Consider the following 17,204-nt stretch of genomic DNA (forward strand, 5'->3'; position numbering starts at 1 on the left):
GCCGGGGGCGTGTAAGCGTTGGCACCAAAATATTATTCCCGAGCCGGGTTGTCGTTTCGGACATGGACATCGGCGTTCTCACTGTCCCACTCGGAGGAGAGTCGCTCGAAGACGCGCTCGCCTACCTCGACGACATCGGGGTCGACGCGGTCGAACTCGGCTGTGGCGGCCACCCCGGTCAGGACCACCTGCCCCGCTCGGAGTACCTGGACGACGAGGAGGCCCAGGACGACCTGTCCGCTCTGCTCGACGAGTACGACATGTACGTCTCCGCGCTGGCGACGCACAACAATCCGCTGCATCCCGACGAGGAGACCGCCCAGCAGGCGGACACGGACCTCCGGGAGGCCGTCGAACTCGCGGACCAGCTCGACGTCGACGCCGTCACCTGCTTCTCCGGTCTCCCCGCGGGCGGTCCCGAGGACGAGGTGCCGAACTGGATTACGGCGCCGTGGCCGGGCGAGCACGCCGACGCCCACGAGTACCAGTGGGAGGAGGTCGCCATCCCGTACTGGCGCGACCTGGCCGAGCACGCCGCCGACCACGACGTCGAGCTGGCGGTCGAGATGCACCCGAACATGCTCGTCCACGAACCCGCCGGGATGCTGGAACTCCGCGAGGCGACCAACGAGTACGTCGGCGCGAACTTCGACCCCTCCCATCTCTACTGGCAGGGTATCGACGTGCCCGAGGCGATTCGGTTCCTCGGCGAGCACGACGCCATCCACCACTTCCACGCGAAGGACACGAAGGTGTACGACGCCAAGGCCCGCTACAAGGGCGTGCTCGACACGACGCCGTACACCGACGAGTCGGAGCGCTCGTGGCTGTTCCGCTCGGTGGGCTACGGCCACGGCGAGGAGCACTGGAAGGACGTGGTGAGCGCGCTCCGGATGGTCGACTACGACGGCGCGCTCTCCATCGAACACGAGGACTCGCTGACCAGTTCCCGCGAAGGGCTGGAGAAGGCGGTCGACATGCTCGAACGCGCCGTCTTCGAGACGACGCCCGGCGAAGCCTACTGGGCGGAGTAGCGACGGTTCAGCGGTCGGACAGGAGCGGTTCCGGATGGAACGTCTCCCCGCCCTCGGTGAACGCCGTCCGCGGTTTCCACTCGCAGACTATCTCCTCGTCGAGTTCCGGTTCGCGGCAAGTGAACTCGTCGCGTTTGTACGGCCAGTCCTCGGCGATTTCGACCTCGTACACGCGCCAGACCTCGTGCTCCCGCCTCCCGTCGAAGGTGAACACCTCCTCGTAGGTTTCGCGGTAGGCGACGTCGGCCAGCGAGACGCCGAGTTCCTCGCGGAACTCACGGCGGAGCGCGTCCTCGCTGTGTTCGCCGAACTCCACGCCGCCGCCGAGGAGGTAGTAGAACGGGTCGTCCCCGTCCGGGTCCCGGTCGCGAGCGACGAGGAGTTCCTCGCCCGCGCCGCCCGTTCCGTCATCGTCGCGAGAACGCCGGACCACGCCGCGAGCGACCACTCGGATGCGTTCGTCGGCCATGCTATCCCGGAACTGTTCGCATTCCGAAAAGTGTGTCGAACCGGGTCGGCAGTCGGTGAACGCCGGCCTCACTCGGCGTCGGCCGGCGTGTCGAAGTCGTGGAAGTGTTCGCCTTTCTCCTTGCTCAGGATGTCGAGCGCGGCGGCGCCGCCGTCGCCCGCGGAGATGACGGCCTGCCACTCCTGGTCGCGGACCATCGCGCCCGTCGCGTAGACGTTCTCGACGCTGGTCTCCATGCTCAGGTCGACCGTCACCGTCTCGTCGTCGAACTCGCAACCGGCGTCGTCCGCGAGGTCGCGGTCGGCACCCGTCGCCAGGACCACGTAGTCGGCGTCGTAGTCGCCGTCGTCGGTCGTCACGCGAACGGCATCGCCGTCCGGGTCGACGCTGGTCACCTCCTCGCCCTGGCGGCGTTCGACGCCGAACTCGTCGACCTGGTCGCGAGCGTCCTCCATGAACTCGGTACCGTCTCTGCTCTCGATGCCGAGGTAGTTGTACAGGTGGGCCTTGTGCATCCACGTCTCGTCCGCGTCGAACACCGTCGTGTCGAGGCCGTTCTTCTCCGTGAACAGTGCGGCGCTCAGGCCGGCGGGACCTCCGCCGACGACGATTACGTCCGTCATGTTATACCGTACTCACCCTTTCCAGAAAAAACCGGCTGTCGGATGACAGCGAGGTCGAACGATGGGGGCGCGGCGTTCGGCGTCGGACGAGAAGACAGCATGTTTTTAGAGGCCGGCCTTCGGAGAGCAACTACGATGGAGGAGCGAACGCGAGCGTATCTCCGCGGGCGGTTCGGCGACCACTATCGACGGACGGAGCCGTCGCTACCGCCGGGTGCGGACGAACGCGAGTGGGGCTACATCCCCTGGACCGCCGGTCCCGGGACGACGATGGTCCGGCACAGTTCGCTCCTGGACCTCGGCGACCTCGGCGACTTCCTCTACCGCGAGCGGCCGCGCCACGTCTACTTCTCGGCCGGACGCTACGCCGACCCCGGCGCGAGCACGATGGACGACAAGGAGTGGCAGCGCTCCGACCTCGTCTTCGACCTGGACGCCGACCACCTGCCGGGCGTCGACCCCGACGCCGACTCCTACGCCGAGATGCTCACCACCTGCAAGGCGGAACTGCTCGACCTGCTGGACCTGCTCGAACGCGACTTCGGGTTCGAGGACACGACGATAGTGTTCTCGGGTGGCCGTGGATACCACGTCCACGTCCGCGACGACGGCGTCCAGCACCTGGACCGCGACCAGCGCCGCGAGGTGGTCGACTACGTTCGGGCCGCGGACCTCGAGTTCGATTCGCTCGTCGAGACGGAGACCGTCGCCGGCATCGGGCTGAAGAACCCGACCGAGAAGCGCACGCTACCGACCGACGGCGGCTGGGGGCGACGCGTCCACGACCACCTCGTGTCGTTCGTCGACGAACTGCTGGCGCTGGACGAGGCGACCGCCATGGAACGTCTCCAGGAGTTCGACGGCATCGGCAGCGGGAAGGCGGAGGGCGCGCTCACCGCCGCGCGGAACAACCGCCGCGAAATCGAGGCGGGCAACGTCGACGTACACCCCGCCTTCTACCAGCTCGCGAAGATTCTCGCCGCGGACGTGTTCGAGGACCAGACCGCCGCGGTGGACGAACCGGTGACGACCGACACCCACCGGCTCATCCGCCTGCCGGGGAGCCTCCACGGCGGGAGCGCGCTCCGGGTCACCCGCATCGAACGCGACGAGGTCGACGAGTTCGACCCGCTCGTGGACGCCGTCCCGGAGACGTTCGTCGGCCACGACGTGACGGTCGAGCTACGCGAACCGGCGACGGTCGAGCTACTGGACGAAACATTTACACTCTCCGCCGGTAATGTATCGGTTCCCGAATACGTAGCCAACTTCTTGATGGCGCGTGGACGGGCCGAAAAGGGGAAAGAATGAATCTCGACGAACTCCGCAGCGTTCAGAGCAAGGAGCGGTCGAAGGACAGCCTCCAGCACCTACGGGAGTCCTTCTACGCGGAGGTCGGCGAGTACATCAGCGAACTCCGCGAGGAGCGCGAGCGGGCCGCCGAACGGGCCGACAGCCCGTTCGACTCCGAGGAGGTCAATCGGCTGACCGACGAGATAAAGACCGCCGAGGAGGTCGTCGAGGCCATCTACGAGCGCAGGGTCGGCAAGGTCGTCAAGCGCGCGAGTCTGGCGGCCGCCGACATGCCGGCCGACGAGGAGGGCCTGACGACGGAAGAACAGGAGCTGTTTGCCGACCTGGTCGAGCGCATCGAGTCGAACAAGCAGACGGTGCTCGACGTGCTGGCCGGCGAGAGCGACGGCACGTCGAGCGACGAGTCGTCCGACGCGACCACCGGTTCGCCGGTCGACACCGCCGCCGGGACGCCGGCCGACGCGGCGAACGGCGGCGTGCCGGAGACGACCCCCGGCGGAGCCGACGCCGACGCGCCGCGCCCGAGCGAGGAGGCGGAAGCGGTCGCCGCCGATTCCGACGCCGGCGCGAGCGGTGACGGAACGCCGGACGGCGAGTCCCGGGACGACGCGGACGGCGCAGGCGGGGACGCGGGCGACGACTCGTTCGCCGGACTGGACGACCGGACGACGGTCCGCATCACCAGCGACGTCGGCGAGATTTTCGGCGTCGACGAGCGAGCCTACGACCTCTCGACCGAAGACGTGGTCACGCTGCCGGCCGCGAACGCCGAACCGCTGCTCGAACGCGACGCCGCCGAGCGCCTGGAGTAGTACGTCGCTAATTTAAGCTTCTGGTGAGAAGTGGCGACCGGATGCTCGCCGCGTTCGCCTGGTACGTCGCGCTGGCCGTCGGCGGCACCGCCGTCGTCTGGAAGGGGAGCAGCACGCTCGAACGGTCGAGCGAGCGGCTGGCGACGTGGTACGGCCTTCCCCGGGCGGTCCAGGGAGCCGTCGTCGTCGCGGTCGGGTCGAGCTTCCCCGAGCTGTCGAGCGTGGTCATCGCGACGTGGCTCCACGGGACCTTCGACCTCGGCGTGAGCGCCATCATCGGCTCGGCCGTCTTCAACCTGCTCGTCATCCCGGCCCTGTCGGGAATCCTCGCCGACGGCGTCGAGGCCGACCGCACGCTCGTCTACAAGGAGGCGCAGTTCTACATGATAGCCGTCTCCGTCATCGTCATCACGTTCGCGCTGGCGGTCATCTACAACCCCGTCCTGCCGCTCGACTCCGGGAGCGGCCAACTGTCGGGGGTTGTCACGCGTCCGATGGCGCTCGTTCCGGTCGCGTTCTACGGCGTCTACGTGTTCACCCAGTACCAGGACACGCAGGACCACGTCACTCCCGACTCGACCGGCGACATCGACCTGCTCCGGCAGTGGGGGGCGCTGGCGGTCAGTCTCGTCGTCATCGCCGTCGCGGTCGAGGGGCTGGTGACGTCCGCGCGCGGCTTCAGCCGCCTCTTCGACACGCCGGACTTCCTCTGGGGACTGACCATCATCGCCGCCGGCACCAGCCTCCCGGACACCCTCGTCAGCGTTCGCGCCGCCCGCGCCGACAGGGGCGTCGTCAGCCTCGCCAACGTCCTCGGGAGCAACGTCTTCGACCTGCTGGTCGCCGTCCCTGCGGGCGTGCTCGTCGCGGGACGGGTGACCGTGAACTTCGCCGTCGCCGTCCCGCTGCTCGGCTTTCTCACCCTGGCGACGGTCGTCGTGTTCGGCGTCCTGCGCACGGAACTGGCGCTGTCGAAGGGAGAATCCTGGGGCCTGCTGGTCATCTACCTGCTGTTTATCGCCTGGATGGTACTGGAGACGTTCGACGTGACCAACACCGTCCCCGGAGCCTGACGTGCGGTCGTCCGCGAGGGCACGCCCGTCTGGTGATACGCGAACCGTTCCGGGATACCCGAACCGTTTCGGGACGCCCGAACCGAACCGTCCCGGGACGCCCGAACCGAATCGTCTCGTGACATCCGACCCGAAACGCCTTCGGAGTGCGCGACGAACCCACGCGTATGGACACGTACACCGCCGGAGACGTCACCCTGCAGAAGGTCCGGGAGTACGTCTGGGAGATTCCCCAGGAAGGCGGCATGAACGCCCCGGCGCGGGTGTTCGCCAGCGAGGAACTGCTCGACCAGATATCCGACGACAAGACGCTCCAGCAACTGAAGAACGCGACCCACCTGCCGGGCGTGCAGAAGTACGGCATCTGCATGCCGGACGGCCACCAGGGGTACGGTTTCCCCGTCGGCGGCGTGGCAGGCATCGACGCCGAAGACGGGTGCATCTCGCCCGGCGCGGTCGGCTACGACATCAACTGCGGCGTCCGGATGATGCGGACGAACCTGACCTACGACGACCTCAAGGGGAACGAGGAGGAACTCGTCGACTCGCTGTTCGCCAACGTCCCCTCCGGACTCGGCGGAGGTGGCGTCGTCGAAGCGGGCGTCGACACGGTGGACGAGGTGCTCGACCGCGGGATGGCGTGGGCGCTGGAGGAGGGGTACGCCACCGAGGCCGACCTCGCCCACTGCGAGGACGAAGGCGTCCGCGAGGAGAGCGACCCGAGCAAGGTCTCCCAGAAGGCGAAAGACCGCGGGAAGAACCAGCTCGGGAGCCTCGGGTCGGGCAACCACTTCCTCGAGGTCCAGCGCGTCACCGACGTGTTCCGGGCGGACGTGGCCGACGCCTACGGGCTCGAGGAGGACCAGATCGTCGTCCTCATCCACTGCGGGAGTCGGGGACTGGGCCACCAGATCTGTACCGACTACCTCCGGGACATCGAGAAGGCCCACGCCGGCCTGCTGTCGAGGCTACCGGACAAGGAACTGGCCGCCGCGCCCGCGGGGAGCCAGCTCGCGGAGGACTACTACCAGGCGATGGGCGCCGCAATCAACTTCGCGTGGGTGAACCGCCAGCTCGTAATGTACCGCACGCGGCAGGTGTTCGAGCGCGTGTTCGGCCGCGACTGGCGCGACATGGAGATGGAGCTGCTGTACGACGTGGCACACAACATCGCCAAGAAGGAGACGCACAGCGTCGACGGCGAGGACCGCGAACTCTACGTCCACCGGAAGGGCGCGACGCGGGCGTTCCCGGCCGGTCACCCGGAGGTTCCCGGCGCGTACCTCGACGTGGGCCAGCCCATCATCATCCCCGGGAGCATGGGGGCGGGGAGCTACGTCCTCCGGGGCGGCGAGCGGTCCATGGACCTGAGCTTCGGCTCGACGGCCCACGGCGCGGGTCGCGTGATGAGCCGCACACAGGCGAAGAAAGACTACTGGGGCGGCGACGTGCAGGACGAACTGGAGCAAGAGCACATCTACGTGAAGGCCCAGAGCGGCGCGACCGTCGCCGAGGAGGCGCCGGGCGTCTACAAGGACGTCGACGAGGTCGTCCGCGTCTCGGACGCCCTCGGCATCGGGGACAAGGTGGTTCGCACGTACCCCGTCTGCAACATCAAGGGGTAGTCCGCGACCAGTAGCTAAAGCGCAATTTTCAGTTTAGCAAAACTATTCGGGAGTTCCGGACGCCCCCGACGGTATGCGACGGCGAACGATGCTCGGAGCGGTCGCCGCCGGGGTCGTGTCGGGGGCGTTCGGCGGCGTCCTCCGGCGTCGAACCGGCCCGGAACTCGGCGTGACCGCCGACCCGGCTCCGGCGGGACCGCCGGTGACGCTCTCGGTAGACCTGCTGACCGGGCAGACCGACGCGGACCCGGCGCGGTTGCGAGTCACCTTCCGGAGCACCGCCGATGGTCCTCGAACCGTCGTCGCGGCCTACCCGTTTCCGTTCGCCGACCGTGTCGGCGTCGAACGCGAGAGCGACGCGAAACTCGTCCTGGCGTACGAGGCGGTCGGCGACCGCGGCGACTGCTGGCGAACCGCGCTGCCCGACGTTCGACCGTCCGTCGGCCGTCACGCGGTCGCACCGGGCGACCGCCGCTCCGTGGAGTGGTCGGTGCTCGGTCACCCCGGCAACGACACGTGTTTCCCCCGGGGCGCGTACCGCTTCGAGACGACCTACGAGGTCGACGGGACGACGTTCGACTGGGGGTTCACGGTCCGGGTCCGGAACTGAGTCAGGTCCGGAAGTCGAAGTTCGGCGCGTCCTCGGGGCGCAGCGGCGTGGGCGGGTCGAGTTCCTCGCCCGCCTCGAAGTTCACGAAGTTGAGGTAGAAGACCTCCCCGCAGCCCTCGCCGTCGGTCTCGCTCGCGCCACAGACTATCTCGACGCCGTCGGCCTCCTCGAACTCCTCGTAGGCGTGGGCGTACTCCCAGCCGGAGAGCGGGTCGCGCGTGACGGACTTGTCGGCCATGCTCGGTTCGCGTTCCAGCGTGACGATGGCTCCGCAGTAGGGACAGTAGTATCGAACGGGAACGGTCACGGACGACCGTAGGCGCTCGAACGGCTTAACCCAGTCGCCGACCGGAGTCGACCGTTCGGGGCGAGAGGCTCCCGCCGCCACAACGATAACGTCGTCTCGCGACGTATATCATCGCGCATGACGAACGAAGAGATCACACGGCTTCTGCAGAAGGCCTACGGCGACGAAATCGAGACGGTGATGAACTACCTGACGAACTCGGTCGTCCTCGACGGCGTCAGCGCCGAGGAGGTCAAAGAGAGCCTGGCGACGGACATCCAGGAGGAACTCAACCACGCCGAGATGCTCGGCCAGCGACTGAAACAGATTGACGAGCGCCCGCCGGCCTCCTACGATTTCGAGGCGCACCAGGAGAGCCTCCAGCCGCCGGAGAAGAGCACGGACGTACTGTCGGTCATCGACGGGGTCATCGACGCCGAAGAGGACGCCATCGAGACGTACCGCTCCCTCATCAACGCGGCGCGGGACGCCGACGACCCGGTCACCGAGGACCTGGCGGTCACCATCCTGAGCGACGAGGAAGCCCACCGCTCGGAGTTCCGCGGGTTCAAGCGCGAGTACGAGGAGTAACGTCGCTCGCCGAGGCGGATTCCGCGACCTCTTTTCGGTTTGCGGCGGCGTCGGTTCAGCGCCGAAACAAGGGTAAGGATTTTCTCGGGGGAGCGTGAGCGACTCTCCATGAGCAACTCCGGTTTCGATCTGGACCTCCAGGCGGTCGAGGAGGAGATAGACCACACCGAGGACGCGCGGGTTATCCTCGGCGTCCTCGACGGCACGACCCCGGCGGAAGAGCGCGTGGCGGCCGTCGAGCGCGGACACGTCCTCGTGCTGGCCATCGACGGCGACCTGAACGAACTCGCCGCGGACATCGCACCCGCCGTCAAACGTCGCGACGGCAGCCTCGTCCACTTCCGGGAGTTCCTCGTCGTCTCGCCGGCCGGCGTGGACATCGACACGAGCGAACTGTAGAACGGAGGAGGGACCGAGCGTCAGCGGGCCGCTGAGGGCCGGTTAAACAGACGAAGTCGATTTTATTAAATCTTCCATTTGAGCGAATGGAAGTGTTTCCTGGACGAAGAGCTCTCCAAGCGGGCTGGAATCCAGTGCGGGAGAACTGGAAAAAGCTAACGGGGACGGCTCCGGGGGTACGTGTATGGAAGACTGCGGACCGTTCGTCGAGTACGTCCTCCGGTCGAGAGCGCGCACGAACGTTCTCATGGCGGTCTCCGAGGGCTCCAACTCGACGCAGGCGTTGCTCGACAGCGACCTCGCGAGCGAGTCGGCGGTGTACAACGCGTTGACCGAACTGCAGGACCAGGGTCTCATCCACGAACCGCGCTCGAAACGGTGGGCCCCGACCGGCGCGGGGGCGGTCGTCGCCGGGCTCATCGAGCGCCAGCGGGAGACGGAGTCGGTTCTGGGCGCGGACCCCGAGTACTGGCAGAACCACGACGTGACGGCGCTGCCGCCGGCGTTCCGTACCCGACTCGCCGACCTGGCCGGTGGTGTGGTCGTCCGTGCGACCGACACGCAGCCGTCCCGCGCCATCCGGGAGACCGAACGGCGACTCGCGGAGCCGGACTCCGTCGCCGTCCTCGCGCCGATATACAACGAGCGATTCGACGCCGCCGCACAGGACGGCGAGAGCTTGCAGCTCGTGCTCGACGCGGGAGTGATCGACGACCTTCGCGAGGGAGCCGACGAGGGCGAGAGCGAGGCGGACGTCGACGGAATCCGGGTCGCCGAGTTTTCGTTCGCGATGACCGTGACCGACGACTACGTGATGCTCTCGCTACCGACCCTGGACGGGTCCTACGACCCCAGTACGGAGTTCATCGCCGAGTCCGAGCGAGCACAACGCTGGGGGCGACAGCTGTTCGACTGCTACTGGGAGGACGCGCAGGCGCTCGAAGCGTACCTGACGGAGAGCCGCTAGGGACCGAGCGTTTCGGCGCCCGCACCGGTCTCAACGGAAGGTCAGGGAGTGGCCGTCGGGGTCGCGAACCCGGACGCCGTCGGACAGCGTCCGAACGTCACAGGCGCGGTCGGCGACGCGCTCGGCGGCGGCGTTCGGGTCGTCGGCGTCGAATCCCACGTCGACGTGGACGCCGCCACGGGCGTCCGCGATACCGAGTTGGGGTTCCCAGAGTTCCAGGTCGACCGGACCGCCCATGCGGACGCGCCGGCGGTCGCTACCGCGGTCGTACGTCTCGAAGCCGAGGTCGCCGTAGAACGACTCGGCGCGCTCCACGTCTTCGACCTCGAGCACTATCTCGAAGATGCCCGTAATCGCCTCGTCGCCGTCGCCACCACCGCCGATCTCGACGCAGTTGCCGTCGGGGTCGTAGAAGTACAGCGACCGCGCCGACCCGAACTCGTGTTCGACGAGGTCGAACTCCCCGTCGAGGCAGTCGTACCACTCGTCGTAGCGGTCGGCGGGCGCGGCGAACGCGAAGTGAGTGTGGAGTCCGCCGCGCGGGACGCCGCCGGGTTCCCGGAGGACGAGCCGGTGGTCGCCAACCTCGAAGGCGACTTCGCCGTCGCTCTCGCGGGCGGAGAGGTCGAGATGCGTCTCGTAGAACGACCGCGCGCGGTCGAGGTACTTCGCTTCCAGCGCCAGCCAGCGCAGTCCCGCGAGCATGCGTCGAATTACGCAGCCGCGAGGCTTAAAACGTCGGGCGACGCCCGTTCCAGGACGTCGCTGCAAGCCGTCTCGCACCGACTCCGCTGCCAAAAGAGTGAGGTTCCCCCGGAGTCAATCGGCGTGTACCGGAAGTTCCGCGGGCGTTCGCGGCCGAGCGCGAACGTTCGTATCGCGTCTTTTCCAGTCCTGTGAAAGGCAAAAAGCCTATAATTGCCAGTCGGTAAGCAACAGGTAGAGGATGTTCGAAATGATACCACTGTTCGGGCCGGTGCCGGGCGGGATGGAACTGGCGGTCATCCTGCTGATAGCCGTTCTGCTGTTCGGCGCCAACAAGATTCCGAAGCTGGCTCGCTCGACGGGCGAGGCGATGGGCGAGTTCAAGAAAGGTCGCGAAGAGGTCGAGCAGGAGCTTCAGGAGATGCAGAGCTCCGGCAGCCAGACGGCACCGAGCGACGTCGGTGAGGCCGACGCCGAGCGCGTCCAGAACGTCGACCAGACCGACGCCGAAACTTCCCAGGACACCGAGACCGAACGCGAATCCGAACGGTAACCCTTTTTTCGACCCTGCCCGGGGTTCGAACCGGGGCGTGTGGCCTAGCGGACAGGGCGAGAGGTTCCTAACCTCTCGATCGCGGGTTCGAATCCCGCCACGCCCGCTGTTCTGTGACGAGCGAACGCGAGGAACGAACAGCGAAGCGTGCGGGTCGAACCCTGCGAGACGCAGCGCGAACGGAGTGAGCGACCGTCTCGCTCCGGTTCGAATCCCGCCACGCCCGTTCTTCTTCGCTTCGCTCAGCCGAACGGCCGTGCCGTAGTCCCTCTCGTTCGCTCACTCGCGGGACTCCCGCCACGCCCGCTGTTCTGTGGCGAGCGAACGCGAGGAACGAACAGCGAAGCGTGTGCCCTTCGTTCCCAGCTCGCCAGTGAAACTTTTATTACCTGTCGATTAGCATGGGTGATTGCGGTACGACGGTTCGTCGATACCGCAACCAAGTCAGGCGTCGCGGACGCGTCGGAAGGCGCGTCCGGTTCTCCCCCACCTACGCACCACCTTCGCGATAGTTAACGGAGATTACAGCAGAAAACTCGCCGTCTGCGAGGCGAAACTCCGGTAGCCAACCGATATCATATGTATATTTATTTGAACAAGGATTTTTAATGGATTAGTCACTTCCGGTAGTCAATGGCAAGCGACGAGTCCGCAGCGCTCGACGACGAAGAGAGCGCAGGACCCGGCGGAGTCCGTCTGTCGGACGGTCTCCCGGCGCGCGTGGCGGTCGGGGAGTACACGTGGGAGGACTTCGAGGAGGAGTTCTTCCACGAGGACGGCGGTCCCCCGACCGACTGGCGCGGGCGACCGAAACCGTTCGACCCCGAGGAGTACCTCCAGTTCGACCCCGAGGAGACGCGCGAACGCGTCGAGACGGCGGCGACGGAGGCGACAGCGCTCGCGTCGCACTTCGAAGCGTTCCTCGACCCCGAGGAGACGCCGGTCGCGCTGGGGGAGTATCTCTGGGAACATTTCCGCTACGAGTACTACTACGACGAGGACCGCGAGAAACCGAACGAGCGGCCGACCGACGAGGACGGCGAGGTGGTCGCGTTCGACCCCGAAGAGTGGCTCGGATTTCCGGAGGGGGACCTCCCCGACCGACTGTTCCGGGGCGGGTTCGCGGCCGACCGCGCGAGCGGACGGTTCGAGGAGTTCCTCGACCCGGCAACGACGCCGGTCATCGTCGGCGAGTACCGGTGGGAGCATTTCAAGTACGAGTACTACTACGAGGACACGGACGTCACCGCGCCGGAGCGCCCGCGCGACGAGGAGGGCGACGTCGTCGACTTCGAGAAGGAGGAGTGGCTCGGCTTCGAGGAGGACGACCTTCCGGACCTGCTCGCGGAGGGGGCCGCGAAGGCCGAGGAACTGCTCGCGGTGGAGGACGAGCGCACCCTCGACGTGCCCGAGGACCTCGACGAGGACGCCTTCTTCTCGACCGTCGAGGGGCACACGACGCTGGTCAACCGCTACGACCTGGAGAAGACGGTCGCGCTGCCGAAGAAGCAGCACTTCCGCGAGGTGGACCGCTACTGGGTGAACAAGCCCTACTCGTTCGTCGTCATCTTCCACTCCGAGAAGGAGAACGAGACGAAGTACTACGTCGTCGAGCCGTACCGGACGCCCATCGAGGCGGACCTGCTGGAGTTCCTGACTGGGAAGCTCCGCACGTCGATAAAGTACGCCAGCGACGACGTGGTCGTCGAGGCGGACGAGGAGGCCCGGGAAGAGGTCATCGAGCGCGAGACGCGCCGCCTGCTCGACCGCTACGACCTCTACTCGGAGGGCGACGACGACGTCGCGGAACTGCTCACCGAGACGCTCGAAAAATACGACCGAGCGCGGGAGACCTGGCGACGCTACGCGGACGAGACGGAGCAGTACGCCGACGAAGCGCGACGGTACGCCGGTGCGGCGCGCGCGGAGACGAACGACGCGCTCGCTACCGTCCGCGACCGGGTCGGACCGTACCTCGACCGCGACGGGACGGCGGACGCCGACGAGGGTGAGGACGGCGAGGAGGAATCGGACGCGACGGCCTCGGACGAGTCCGTCGCCCCGGCGGACGACGAAGGGACGGCGGCGACCGTCGCGGCCGAAGTCGAAGGGGAGGAAAACGAGGGAGACGAGGACGAAGAGGGCGAAGACGACGGCAGTCCGGCCGACGTCGAGGAGCGCGCGGAGACGGGCGAGGACTCTCCGTCGAGCGTCGACGACGGGTCGGGGCGCTGGGACGAACTCCGGGCGCAGTGGGCCGACTTCCGCGCGGACGAGAGTGTCCGAGCCAGGATTCGCGGACGCGTCGAGACGCTGATAGCGGAACACGAGGCCGACGACGACGGCGGTCTGGACGGCATCGCGGCCCGGCCGGAACCCGCGCTGATAGCGGAGGACTCGGACGACCTGACGGAGTACCAGGTCGAGAAGCTGCTGTACCTGCTCACCCGGAACTTCATCGGATACGAGCGCATCGACGGCATCAAACACGACATCAACGTCGAGGACATCTCCTGCGACGGGTACAACTCGCCCGTCTTCGTCTACCACACGGACTACGAGCAGGTCATCACGAACGTCCACCACGGCGAGACGGAACTCGACGACTTCGTGGTCAAGATGGCCCAGCGCTCCGGGAAAGGCATCAGCAAGCGCCAGCCGCAGGTGGACGCCACCCTGCCGGACGGCTCCCGGGCGCAGTTGACGCTCGGCCGGGAGGTCAGCGACCACGGGACGAACTACACCATCCGCCAGTTCAAGGACGTCCCGTTCACCCCAATCGACCTCGTGAACTGGAACACGTTCTCGCTGAAGGAGATGGCGTTCCTCTGGCTGGCCATCGAGAACCACAAGTCGCTCATCTTCGCCGGCGGGACCGCCTCGGGGAAGACGACCAGCCTGAACGCCGTCTCGCTGTTCATCCCGAGCAACACGAAGATAGTCTCCATCGAGGACACCCGCGAGGTCGAACTCCCCCAGCGCAACTGGATCGCCTCGGTCACCCGACCGTCGTTCTCCGACGACGGTCGGGGCGACGTGGACGAGTTCGACCTGCTGGAGGCGGCGCTCCGCCAGCGCCCCGACTACATCGTGATGGGCGAGATTCGCGGCGAGGAGGGTCGCACCCTCTTCCAGGTCATGTCGACGGGACACACGACCTACACGACCTTCCACGCCGACACCGTCGGCGAGGTGCTCAAGCGGTTCACCACCGAACCCATCAACGTCAGCAAGACGCTGTTCACCGCGCTCGACCTGGTCTCCATCCAGACCCAGACGCGGGTGCAGGGGAGCAAGGTGCGGCGCACGAAGTCGCTCACCGAGATCAACCACTACGACACGGAGAACGACGAGATCAACGTCCAGGACGTGTTCCAGTGGCGCGCCGAGGACGACGAACACGAGCAGATGTCGGGGTCGAACACGCTGGAAGAGATACAGTTCGACCGCGGCTGGGACAAGCAGCGTCTCGACGAGGAGATACTCAAGCGCCGGACCATCCTCGCGTACCTCATCCGCAACGGCCTGAACGAGTACCGGCAGGTCGCCGCGACCGTCCAGGCGTTCATCAACGACCCGGACACCATCCTCGCGCTGGTCGCCTCCGACCGGCTGGAGGAGAGCCTCGCCGACCTGCGGGAGATGGAGAGCGTCCACATCGACATCGAGCCGGAGAAAGAGGAGATGGTTCCGCGACCGGACCCAGACGACGACGTGTACGACCTCGCGGGCGACATCCTGTCGGAGGCCGAGGACCGCCTGTTCGACCGCTACGCCGACGTGGACGTCGACGAGGACGGCCTCGCCGTCGCGCTCGCGGAAGCCGCCGAACCGGACGACCCGGGAGACGGCGCGTCGTCGTCCCCCGCGACGGACGAGTCGGGCCCCGTGGAGGCGCTGGACGACGGCCTCCTCGACGGCGGAACCGCGGACGGGCCGGACGAGTGGAGCACCGACGCGGGCGGCTCGCCGGTCGACGCGACGGACGGAGCGGACGGCGCGCTGGCCGACGACGCGTCGGACGAGGACGACGTCCTGACCGACGCCGACGGCGAGTCGAGTAAGTCCGACGAGGCGGTCGGCTTCGGCGAGTTCGAGGAGGCGTCGTTCGAGGAGGACGACGGATGAGCCTCGGGTCGGCCCGCAGCGCGGAGACGAGCGTCGACGCGCTCGCCGACGCCTTCTACCCGCTGTACGACCGCCTGTTCGACGAGGACAGCGACTTCGTCGCCGACCTGGAGGCGAAGCTGGCGGCGGCGCGGATGGCGGACACGGCCGAACTGTACCTCTCGCGCGGGCTCGCGGTCGGGGCGCTCGTCGGCCTCGCGCTGTGGCTGGTCGGGATAGTGATGGGCTACGTCCTCTTCGTCACGGGCGTCGTCGACGTGGGCGTCCTGCTGGGCGTGCCCGTCTCCGGGTCGACCGCCGAACTGCTGAACGCGCTGAAGGTGCCGATGCTGGTCGTGACGACCGGCGTCGTCTTCGGCGCGGTCGGGTTCGGCCTCGGGTTCGCCGGCGTGGTCGCCGTCCCCTACAGCCGGGCGTCCGCGCGACGGCGCGAGATAAACATGCTGCTGCCGGACGCCGTCTCGTTCATGTACGCCCTCTCCGTGGGCGGGCTGAACCAGCTCGAGATTCTGGAGGCGATGGCGAAGGCCGACGACACGTACGGCGAGGTGGCTCGCGAGTTCCAGAGCATCGTCCAGGAGACGGAGTACTTCGACACGGACTACCGCACCGCCATCCGAAAGCGGTCGCTGGAGACGCCCAGCGACGAACTCGGTCAGTTTCTCACCGACATGCTCTCCATCGTCAACAGCGGCGGGGACATGACCGGCTTCCTCGACGACAAGAAGGACAAACACATGCGGACGGCCCAGCAGGAGCAGGAACGGACGCTCGAAACGCTGGAGCTGTTCGGCGAGATGTACATGACCCTCTCGCTGTTCCCGCTGTTGCTCATCATCATTCTCGTCATCATGAGCATGATGGGCGACGCCAAGACGAGGCTGCTGTACGGGACCGTCTACGGCCTCATCCCGTTGACCGGCGTCGGGTTCCTCGTCCTCGTCTCGACGGTGAAACGGGACGACCCCGGCGACGGGTATCTCGACCCGGACGACGGCGGGGAGCGTTCGGAGACGGCGGGGCCGGGCCTGCTCCACCTCGGACTGGTCGAGGAGTACGTCGGCGAGTTCGCCGTGTTCGACCGCATCAAGACCCGCGAGGGGACGCACGTGACCGTGGCGTTGCTGAAGCGCCCGCACGTCTTCTTCCGTGACAACCCGCTGTACGTGCTCGGGCTGACGGTGCCCGCGTCGGCGGTGCTCGTCACGAGCGCGGTGTGGACCGGCACGGTCCCGTCGTCGTTCGACGGCGTCCTCGCGAAGCCCATCTGGACGACGTTCGTCTACGTCTACGTCCCGCTGTACGTCAACGGCCTGCCGCTCGCGGTGTTCCGCGAGTGGAACGTCCGGTCGCGCCGGACCGTGACGGCGAAGCTCTCGGACAACCTCCGGAAGCTGTCGAGCGCGAACGACACGGGCCTCACCCTGCTGGAGTCCGTTCGTACGGTCGCGGACACCTCCTCGGGGAAACTCGCCGACGAGTTCGACGAGATTCACGCGAAGGTCGAGTACGGCACGAGCATGCGGGAGGCGTTCGTCGAGTTCAACAACCGGTACCACATCCCGCGGCTCGCCCGGACGGTGAAACTCATCAGCAAGGCACAGGAGGCGTCCAGCCAGATAACGGCCGTCCTCTCGACCGCGGCGCAGGCCAGCGAGAACCAGGACGACATCGAGCGCGAGCGAAAGTCGCGCGCCCGGATGCAGGTCGTCATCATCGTGATGACCTACCTCACACTGCTGGCGGTGATGGCCATCCTGAAGGTGAAGTTCCTCGACGTGATGGCCGGACTGTCCAGTCAGGCGTCGAGCGCGGGCGGGGGAGCCCAGGGGATGGAGTTCGGGACGAGCATCGACACGAACACGCTTGCGGCCCTGTTCTTCCACGCCGTCACGCTGCAGGCCATCCTCTCGGGGTTCATCGCGGGCTACATCCGGGACGCCGACCTGCTGTCGGGCGTGAAGTTCGCGGTCGTCCTCCCGACCGTCGCGCTGGCGGTGTTCGCGTTCATCTGA

16 protein-coding genes and 1 tRNA gene are annotated in these 17,204 nt (G+C 67.1%); 13 read left to right on the plus strand and 4 right to left on the minus strand.

Annotation, left to right across the window (positions count from 1 at the left end; all coding sequences use genetic code 11):
• Positions 1-62: 62 nt before the first annotated feature.
• Positions 63-1,034: a sugar phosphate isomerase/epimerase family protein gene (locus tag ACTF4R_RS02315; RefSeq protein ID WP_440005924.1), complete on the plus strand. Its 972-nt coding sequence runs from the start codon at positions 63-65 to the stop codon at positions 1,032-1,034.
• Positions 1,035-1,041: 7 nt separating this feature from the next.
• Here ACTF4R_RS02315 and ACTF4R_RS02320 read toward each other — a convergent pair whose 3' ends face one another.
• Both ACTF4R_RS02320 and ACTF4R_RS02325 read right to left on the minus strand, forming a co-directional pair.
• Positions 1,042-1,503 (minus strand): NUDIX domain-containing protein, encoded by a 462-nt coding sequence (locus tag ACTF4R_RS02320; protein ID WP_440005926.1) that lies wholly within the window; start codon positions 1,501-1,503, stop codon positions 1,042-1,044.
• Positions 1,504-1,571: 68 nt separating this feature from the next.
• Entirely contained in the window at positions 1,572-2,126 is a 555-nt protein-coding gene (locus ACTF4R_RS02325; RefSeq protein WP_440005927.1) for an NAD(P)/FAD-dependent oxidoreductase, read from the minus strand.
• 135 nt (positions 2,127-2,261) lie between these two features.
• Between ACTF4R_RS02325 and priS the strand changes: the two genes are divergently transcribed.
• From priS to ACTF4R_RS02350, 5 genes are all read left to right on the plus strand, one after another.
• Positions 2,262-3,437 carry a DNA primase small subunit PriS gene (gene priS, locus ACTF4R_RS02330; RefSeq protein ID WP_440005929.1) on the plus strand — a complete coding sequence of 392 codons (1,176 nt, stop codon included), beginning with the start codon at positions 2,262-2,264 and terminating at the stop codon, positions 3,435-3,437.
• Positions 3,434-4,252: a hypothetical protein gene (locus ACTF4R_RS02335; RefSeq protein ID WP_440005931.1), complete on the plus strand. Its 819-nt coding sequence runs from the start codon at positions 3,434-3,436 to the stop codon at positions 4,250-4,252. Before priS ends, ACTF4R_RS02335 begins: the two co-directional genes overlap by 4 nt.
• Before the next feature lie 41 nt (positions 4,253-4,293).
• A complete protein-coding gene (locus ACTF4R_RS02340; protein WP_440005933.1) occupies positions 4,294-5,325 on the plus strand; it encodes a sodium:calcium antiporter in 1,032 nt (343 codons plus the stop codon).
• A gap of 167 nt (positions 5,326-5,492) precedes the next feature.
• Positions 5,493-6,950 carry an RtcB family protein gene (locus tag ACTF4R_RS02345; RefSeq protein WP_440005935.1) on the plus strand — a complete coding sequence of 486 codons (1,458 nt, stop codon included), beginning with the start codon at positions 5,493-5,495 and terminating at the stop codon, positions 6,948-6,950.
• A gap of 73 nt (positions 6,951-7,023) precedes the next feature.
• The gene (locus tag ACTF4R_RS02350) at positions 7,024-7,560 is read left to right on the plus strand and encodes a hypothetical protein (RefSeq protein ID WP_440005936.1); all 537 of its coding nucleotides are present in this window, start codon (positions 7,024-7,026) and stop codon (positions 7,558-7,560) included.
• 1 nt (position 7,561) lies between these two features.
• Here the strand turns inward: ACTF4R_RS02350 and ACTF4R_RS02355 are convergent, their stop codons facing one another.
• Complete coding sequence (locus ACTF4R_RS02355; protein ID WP_433624155.1) at positions 7,562-7,867, minus strand: DUF7969 family protein; 306 nt, start codon at positions 7,865-7,867, stop codon at positions 7,562-7,564.
• 117 nt (positions 7,868-7,984) lie between these two features.
• On the opposite strand from ACTF4R_RS02355, the gene ACTF4R_RS02360 reads away from it, so the two are divergent.
• The 3 genes from ACTF4R_RS02360 (at position 7,985) to ACTF4R_RS02370 (ending at position 9,803) form a co-directional block, all read left to right on the plus strand.
• Positions 7,985-8,437, plus strand: a complete 453-nt coding sequence (locus ACTF4R_RS02360; protein WP_440005938.1) for a ferritin-like domain-containing protein — start codon at positions 7,985-7,987, stop codon at positions 8,435-8,437.
• A gap of 108 nt (positions 8,438-8,545) precedes the next feature.
• Complete coding sequence (locus ACTF4R_RS02365) at positions 8,546-8,836, plus strand: DUF5779 family protein (RefSeq protein ID WP_113275605.1); 291 nt, start codon at positions 8,546-8,548, stop codon at positions 8,834-8,836.
• 184 nt (positions 8,837-9,020) lie between these two features.
• Positions 9,021-9,803 (plus strand): helix-turn-helix transcriptional regulator, encoded by a 783-nt coding sequence (locus tag ACTF4R_RS02370; RefSeq protein ID WP_440005940.1) that lies wholly within the window; start codon positions 9,021-9,023, stop codon positions 9,801-9,803.
• A gap of 30 nt (positions 9,804-9,833) precedes the next feature.
• Here ACTF4R_RS02370 and ACTF4R_RS02375 read toward each other — a convergent pair whose 3' ends face one another.
• Complete coding sequence (locus ACTF4R_RS02375) at positions 9,834-10,508, minus strand: VOC family protein (RefSeq protein WP_440005942.1); 675 nt, start codon at positions 10,506-10,508, stop codon at positions 9,834-9,836.
• A gap of 241 nt (positions 10,509-10,749) precedes the next feature.
• On the opposite strand from ACTF4R_RS02375, the gene ACTF4R_RS02380 reads away from it, so the two are divergent.
• The 4 genes from ACTF4R_RS02380 (at position 10,750) to ACTF4R_RS02395 (ending at position 17,204) form a co-directional block, all read left to right on the plus strand.
• Positions 10,750-11,061: a twin-arginine translocase TatA/TatE family subunit gene (locus ACTF4R_RS02380; RefSeq protein ID WP_113275608.1), complete on the plus strand. Its 312-nt coding sequence runs from the start codon at positions 10,750-10,752 to the stop codon at positions 11,059-11,061.
• 33 nt (positions 11,062-11,094) lie between these two features.
• Positions 11,095-11,167, plus strand: a tRNA-Arg gene (locus ACTF4R_RS02385).
• Positions 11,168-11,694: 527 nt separating this feature from the next.
• Complete coding sequence (locus ACTF4R_RS02390) at positions 11,695-15,189, plus strand: type II/IV secretion system ATPase subunit (protein WP_440005944.1); 3,495 nt, start codon at positions 11,695-11,697, stop codon at positions 15,187-15,189.
• Positions 15,186-17,204 (plus strand): type II secretion system F family protein, encoded by a 2,019-nt coding sequence (locus ACTF4R_RS02395; protein WP_440005946.1) that lies wholly within the window; start codon positions 15,186-15,188, stop codon positions 17,202-17,204. The genes ACTF4R_RS02390 and ACTF4R_RS02395 overlap by 4 nt, the downstream gene beginning before the upstream one ends.

Origin of the sequence: Halomicrococcus pelagicus, assembly GCF_051917725.1 — an archaeon.
GTDB lineage: Archaea > Halobacteriota > Halobacteria > Halobacteriales > Haladaptataceae > Halomicrococcus.

Excerpts from the sequence above, each read along its gene's own strand:
- ACTF4R_RS02340 (WP_440005933.1), top strand. The coding sequence starts at position 4,294 with ATGCTCGCCGCGTTCGCCTGGTACGTCGCGCTGGCCGTCGGCGGCACC.
- ACTF4R_RS02380 (WP_113275608.1), top strand. The coding sequence starts at position 10,750 with ATGTTCGAAATGATACCACTGTTCGGGCCGGTGCCGGGCGGGATGGAA.
- ACTF4R_RS02325 (WP_440005927.1), bottom strand. The coding sequence starts at position 2,126 with ATGACGGACGTAATCGTCGTCGGCGGAGGTCCCGCCGGCCTGAGCGCC.
- ACTF4R_RS02315 (WP_440005924.1), top strand. The coding sequence starts at position 63 with ATGGACATCGGCGTTCTCACTGTCCCACTCGGAGGAGAGTCGCTCGAA.
- ACTF4R_RS02395 (WP_440005946.1), top strand. The coding sequence starts at position 15,186 with ATGAGCCTCGGGTCGGCCCGCAGCGCGGAGACGAGCGTCGACGCGCTC.
- ACTF4R_RS02390 (WP_440005944.1), top strand. The coding sequence starts at position 11,695 with ATGGCAAGCGACGAGTCCGCAGCGCTCGACGACGAAGAGAGCGCAGGA.
- ACTF4R_RS02370 (WP_440005940.1), top strand. The coding sequence starts at position 9,021 with ATGGAAGACTGCGGACCGTTCGTCGAGTACGTCCTCCGGTCGAGAGCG.
- ACTF4R_RS02360 (WP_440005938.1), top strand. The coding sequence starts at position 7,985 with ATGACGAACGAAGAGATCACACGGCTTCTGCAGAAGGCCTACGGCGAC.
- ACTF4R_RS02365 (WP_113275605.1), top strand. The coding sequence starts at position 8,546 with ATGAGCAACTCCGGTTTCGATCTGGACCTCCAGGCGGTCGAGGAGGAG.
- ACTF4R_RS02345 (WP_440005935.1), top strand. The coding sequence starts at position 5,493 with ATGGACACGTACACCGCCGGAGACGTCACCCTGCAGAAGGTCCGGGAG.
- ACTF4R_RS02350 (WP_440005936.1), top strand. The coding sequence starts at position 7,024 with ATGCGACGGCGAACGATGCTCGGAGCGGTCGCCGCCGGGGTCGTGTCG.
- ACTF4R_RS02335 (WP_440005931.1), top strand. The coding sequence starts at position 3,434 with ATGAATCTCGACGAACTCCGCAGCGTTCAGAGCAAGGAGCGGTCGAAG.
- ACTF4R_RS02375 (WP_440005942.1), bottom strand. The coding sequence starts at position 10,508 with ATGCTCGCGGGACTGCGCTGGCTGGCGCTGGAAGCGAAGTACCTCGAC.
- ACTF4R_RS02320 (WP_440005926.1), bottom strand. The coding sequence starts at position 1,503 with ATGGCCGACGAACGCATCCGAGTGGTCGCTCGCGGCGTGGTCCGGCGT.
- priS (WP_440005929.1), top strand. The coding sequence starts at position 2,262 with ATGGAGGAGCGAACGCGAGCGTATCTCCGCGGGCGGTTCGGCGACCAC.